This window comes from Microcoleus sp. MON2_D5 (genome assembly GCF_036701905.1).
In the GTDB taxonomy this organism is placed as follows: domain Bacteria; phylum Cyanobacteriota; class Cyanobacteriia; order Cyanobacteriales; family Microcoleaceae; genus Microcoleus.
Map to the genome: position 1 here is coordinate 1018 of NZ_JAUBRM010000172.1, position 4933 is coordinate 5950.

Sequence of the window (4933 nt, forward strand, 5' to 3'; positions counted from 1 at the left end):
AGAGTGCCATTGTTGGGATTTTTGACTTTAGTCGCTGTCAGCAAGTCACCGTCAAAGTCGCTATCGTTGGCTAACACGCCCTCAGCCACAGGCACATTCAGGACTTTACCGTGCAGAGTTTTGTAATTGTCAATTATGGCGATCGGTGGACTATTTGTGACATTGATATTTGCCGAAGTTTCTGGTGAAGTAACCGCCCCATCGCTGACAGTGTAGGTGAAGCTATCGAGTCCAAAGAATCCAGGATTCGGAGTATAAGTAAACGAACCATCCTTATTAAATCCCAGAGTGCCATTGTTGGGATTTTTGACTTTAGTCGCTGTCAGCAAGTCACCGTCAAAGTCGCTATCGTTGGCTAACACTCCCTTAGCCACAGGCACATTCAGGACTTTACCGTGCAGAGTTTTGTAATTGTCAATTATGGCGATCGGGGGACTATTTGTGATGTTGATCGCAAATGTCTGGTTTGCCGAAGTATCGACACCGCCGTTAGCTGTACCGCCACTGTCTCTGAGGTTTAGAGTGATATTGGCAGTGCCAGTTGCACCCCCCGCCGGTGTAAAAGTCAGTTGTCCTAAAGAGTCGATCGCAGGTAGTACGCTGAATAAAGCAGTATTGTCATTCCCTACCACTTGAAAACTAACAGTTTGTGCCGACTCGTTGGCGGGGCCTGGGGAAATGCCTGTGGCCCATCCAGCAAAGGTTTGCGGGCCTGCGTTGTGGCTGGCGATTAAGTCGCCCCCTTTCACAAAAGAGGGTACATCGTTGACAGGATTAACGGTAATTGTTGCTGTCTCGCTGGCCGTACTGAAAGCAGCTAACCCGCCACTACTGCTAGCAGTTGAAATATCAGCCGTCCCGCCACTGGTGAAGGTAGTAGTGGTGCCAGAACTTGTTGTCGTTCCATCCCATGCCTGATACGTGATATTGGGACTGCCGTTGTAGTCAGCATTGGGAACAAAGCGGATGCTGGTAGTGCCTGCTAGCAGTTTCGCTGCTGCTGTTGACGGCGTGCCGAATGCCGTCCAAGTCGCACCGCTATTAGTTGAATATTCCCAACTGCCGTTAGTATTGTCTGTCGCCGTGACAGCAATTCCTTGAGTGTCGGCGGTGTCGATATCTGTAACTGCACCTGCAATTAAAGCAGAAACTAAGGTACCGGTATTGTTGGCAGCAAGTACATCTTCATTAATTGCTGTTAGTGTCGGCGTTAGGCTGTTGTCGAGTACAGGTGCGTTGTTGGCTGCAAAGGCGGCGAATGCGGTGGGAAGCAAAGAAATAAAATTGTTGTCGCTGACAAGAATGAGTGATCGCTTCCCAGTTGTCTGAGAAGGCCCAAATGTCATCCCTTCAAAATTGTTTAGCGGAAAGCCTGAAGTGTTTGGGAAATCAGCAATCAGAGTTTTTGATACTGGTGTAATGCCAGCAACACCAGAAGCAGTCAAGCCAGTATTGCTTTGAATGTCAGTCGCACCGTTTAAAGAAATTTGATAAAGCTTCAAATCGCCTGAAGTTGGCGATTTGAAAAAACGTTCGAGAACCAGCAGCGTATTATCATCAACGGCCAGCATTTCTGAAATGCCGTTGCCTGGATCGGTGTTGTAAAGAAATTCCCCGTTGGCGGTGTTTGTGCTTAAGTCATATCTTAAAATTCGCGATTGCGTGCCAATGGTATCCGTTGTACCTGAAGCAAAGCCGTCTTGTTCGAGAGCATTTTCTGTTGCTGTAAACAGAAAACTTTGACTGGGAGTAATGGTCAGACTTTCAAAAGCTTGATTTTCGCGGATGCCACTGGTAGTAGCTGCTGATACGTCGTATTTGGGAGAAGCAATAGGCAGCACTAGGTTTTGCTGCCCCGTGCCAATGTCGAATCTGTTGATAAAAGGCTGGATAGTTGGATTTGGCGAGAAATTGCCTTCAGAAGAGACGAAGACATTGTTACCGATCAAGCCAATGCCCTCTGTATCCGATGTATCTGCAGCAAAGGGAGGCGGATTGCCAATCGTTGTCACCGCTGTAGGAAGAAGCACTCCTGTCAAGGTACCCGAACTCACATTAGGTAGAGTGACGGTGTAAAAGCGAGACGGACCGGGACTGCCAGGAATATTGCGGCCGTCGGAGATAGCGTAGTAAGTGTTGTTTCCCGCGTAGGTAAGGCCAGACAGTCCACCTACCTGGGTTGTTGGTGTTCCAAAATTTGTATTTCCCAAAATTTGTGCTTGTCCCAAAAGTTGTATACCAAACACAAATTGATAAGCGGCCATTGTGGCTGGCTCGATCGCCAACCCAGATGACACCGCTCCCGTTGTATAATCTAGCTGCCAGTCTCCGCCCTTAGCGTCACAGCCGATCGGCGTTCTAGAAGCAGCAATTTTTGCCTTGGTTAGCTGACTCAGTTGCTGCACAAAGTTAGCGCCCTTCTCCCCCGCCGCTACATCGCACCCATAAAGCAAAATCTCTCCACTGTCTGCCAGCGATCGCGACCAAAGCTGCAATTTTTTGGCATAAGTTTTTAAATTTGTCAAGTTTAGATCGATCGCGCCTAGCAGCAAACTCGCGGGGCGACCGTGGGAGAGGATATGAATGCTTTTTATATTGCTGCGACTCGCTAGCGCGGTCGTGATTTGTTCTAGTCCATCCCGCGCCCCATCCAGGGTAATAACTTCTGTCCCCGCTGCGATACCGTTGCGGAGAGTTTCGCCATCGGGAAGGGCAGAGTCGAGAAAGGCGATCGAACTAAAAACTGAACTGATAAAATTTGGCATAATACGCCTTTGGTTAGATGACGGTAGGAAAATAAAAGTGTGTAGAGCTTAGCAAATTTAAAGATTGAATGTCATCAGTAAAATTAAAAATCAAGACGAATGATACTAATTTTCCGTGAACCTGCCACAGAGGCATCTTGATAGGGGCGGGTTTAGCCAATAATTCCTTTAAAAAACCGACAATTCCGGTACAAAACCCGCCCTGGTCAAGGTTCGATCGCCAAAAGTTCTTCAGCAACCAATCCTTTCTGAATTGCGAGTACAGCAGCTTGAGTGCGATCGCGCACTTCTAACTTTTGCAAAATTGCGTGTACATGAACCCGCACCGTACCCGGAGCAATGTACAATATTTGTGCAGCTTCCTGATTGCTTTTCCTCCGCAGATAAAGCCAAGATTTCCTGTTCTCGTTTCGTCAGCGGATTTTCCAAAACTGCTGATTTTGACCCAACTTTTACAGGTTCAGGATTAGTAAAAACCGCATTAATTTCCGCAGTTCCTGCCTTATAACACCACGAAGCACGCGCTGCTACCGATGATCGAATTACCAAACAAAGTTTGCGCCACAGCTGCCTTGAGGCAATATCCCTGAGATGCCCCTGAAATAAACCTTTCAACTATTAACTATTTGGGGTATTTCTAAATATGTCTGACCACCAAAAATAGATAATTTTATGTTTAATATAGGTCGATTTGAATCTAGTTATTCTGTAAAAAAGAACTATTGCCGAAGCTCGATTACTGAGTTGGAATAAAATTTTTATATCAAGTGGAGTACAATTTTTTACATTGACTGCAGGCAAGTATAATAGAGAGTTTAAATGAAAGTTCATCACTCTATGTGTAAATGTAAAGTGCTGAGGGAGCTAAAATTATGATTTTTATGAATTCAACGTCTGAATAATATGAATTGACATGACAGTGAGCGGGTTATTTAATTGTAATTAGGCGGAGCGATAGAGGTCAATTTCAGATGAGCCGTTATTCAGGAGACTGAAGCGATGCAGTTACAATTTAGCAACAAACAAATAATCTGGAGCAGTTTGCTGTGCTTTTTGGCAATGGCATTTCCCCTAGCGAGCCAAGCTATAACAGTACAAGAAGTACCTAATCCCCGTCAAGTAAATAACACTTGGGTAACGGACAATGCAAACATTCTCAGCGACAGGATCGAAACTCAGCTAAATCAAATGATTTCGGATTTAGAGGCAAAAAACGGCTCAGAAATCGCTGTTGTGACAGTGCATGATACTAAGCCATCGGCGACCCCAAAAGCATTTGCTACAGAATTATTTAACTTTTGGGGGATTGGCAAAAAAGGTAAAAATAACGGAGTGTTATTATTGATTTCGTCGGGTGAACGACGCGTTCAAATTGAAACAGGTTCGAGCATTCAAAGCATTGTGCCGGATGCTAGAGCAGTAGGCATTATTGAAACCGAAATTACGCCCAGATTTAAACAGCAGGACTTTGACGGGGGCACATTAGCCGGGACAAAGGCGTTAGTAAATGTTTTACAAACTCCGACGGTAAATGCTCAATCTCAAACCACACTTCCTTTGGCTCCAATCGTACCATCTCAAGGGGTGAAACCGTCACCAATACCTAGTCAATCGCCAGTTATTAGTAATAGTACATCCACAGGTGAAGATTCATCGAATCTAATCTATGGCTTACTTGGGTTGTTATTCATAGCATTCATAGCATTTATACCTTGCTTCATTATCTTCAGGATATTTCGCAGCTTATTTTCTGGGAAATCTCCTTCCCCCTCCCACCGCCGTTATCGGCGCAATTACAGCAGTAACAATTGCAATTACAGCACTAACCGTCCGAATTACAGCAGTAACAGTCACAACTATTGCGGTGGGGCTGGCGACTACAGCATTAACAGCATCGATTACAGTACCAGTAGCGACTACAGCAGTAACAGTAGCAGCGATGATTGCGGTGGCGGTGCGGGTGGCGATTACAGCATTAGCAGTAGCGACTGCGGGGGTAGCTTTGGTGGTGGCGACTTCAGCGGTGGCGGTGCGGGTGGCGACTACACAAGTAACAACACCGATTATTGTGGTGGCTGCGACTACAGCAGTAACCAATACGGTTCAGTTAAGGCTCAAATAGTGGTAAATTAGGTATGGTGTCCAAAAATGGAGAGCAAGTAAGGTGC

The 4933-nt window shown here is 45.8% G+C and carries 3 protein-coding genes; 1 reads left to right on the forward strand and 2 read right to left on the reverse strand.

The window, feature by feature from the left end:
- Together QUA47_RS29970 and QUA47_RS29975 are read right to left on the reverse strand one after the other, a co-directional pair.
- Positions 1–2765 (reverse strand): esterase-like activity of phytase family protein (locus QUA47_RS29970; protein WP_333433496.1); only part of this gene is annotated, 2765 nt, incomplete at its 3' end.
- A 206-nt stretch (positions 2766–2971) separates the two neighbouring features.
- The gene (locus QUA47_RS29975) at positions 2972–3112 is read right to left on the reverse strand and encodes a LuxR C-terminal-related transcriptional regulator (protein WP_333433497.1); all 141 of its coding nucleotides are present in this window, start codon (positions 3110–3112) and stop codon (positions 2972–2974) included.
- Positions 3113–3764: 652 nt separating this feature from the next.
- Here QUA47_RS29975 and QUA47_RS29980 point away from each other — a divergent pair.
- Complete coding sequence (locus tag QUA47_RS29980) at positions 3765–4898, forward strand: TPM domain-containing protein (RefSeq protein ID WP_333433498.1); 1134 nt, start codon at positions 3765–3767, stop codon at positions 4896–4898.
- The last annotated feature ends 35 nt before the right edge of the window (positions 4899–4933 follow it).

Bases quoted from the DNA above. Each gene is read 5' to 3' on its own strand.
- QUA47_RS29980 (WP_333433498.1), top strand. From the start codon at position 3,765: ATGCAGTTACAATTTAGCAACAAACAAATAATCTGGAGCAGTTTGCTG.